This is a genomic window from Dellaglioa sp. CoH-56-MRSF-12 (assembly GCF_056782075.1).
This window is the reverse complement of record NZ_JBXAYD010000015.1, coordinates 1-591: the sequence shown is the minus strand read 5'-3', so window position 1 is coordinate 591 and position 591 is coordinate 1. Positions and strand designations below refer to the sequence as shown.

Sequence of the window (591 nt, the reverse complement as noted above, 5' to 3'; positions counted from 1 at the left end):
CACAAGTTCCTCACGATGGAGACTGTGCCAATCGTATCGGATTTTTATTCTCTGGTATTTGAGGGTTGCACAATCCGTGAGTACTACGAAAATCTTGAAGATGCACTTGTGTGTCTTCGTCAACTGAAGGAAACACTCTGATGGTAAAGGACGCGTTGAAGGCAGGAGGCACCTACGGACTAGTGGGTGAATCTACACAGAACCACTACGAAGGTCCTGTAACAGCACCGGTCTCTCAGCTTGAGTGGTTGCGCGAAAGCCTAACAGCAGAACTTAGTGGACTGTCCACCGACATTGAAGATTTCCGCGTGTATCTGGCTCCGTATCTTCCTCTCACAGAATTTGACGATTCGGTGGGTGTAGCGTGCGAGTCCGCTGCCCAGAAATACCAGTGGCCAACAAGTCAAAACAGCCCGGTGGAAGCTGCGTTCCTGAACGCGCTAACAGAACTGGATCGACTGCGAAGCCGACTCCGCTACATCAAGAGCTTGGTGCTAGCCTAAGCCATAACCCCGATTCCGCAAGGTTTCGGGGTTTTTCATTTTGTGCTTGACACGGCATTCGTCTTCTGTATAATACGCGCATCTAATA

The 591-nt window shown here is 49.9% G+C and carries 1 protein-coding gene; it reads left to right on the top strand.

From position 1 onward, the window contains the following. The first annotated feature begins 182 nt into the window (after nucleotides 1–182). Nucleotides 183–503, top strand: a complete 321-nt coding sequence (locus tag AC1RPY_RS07610; protein WP_471777411.1) for a hypothetical protein — start codon at nucleotides 183–185, stop codon at nucleotides 501–503. Nucleotides 504–591 lie beyond the last annotated feature (88 nt).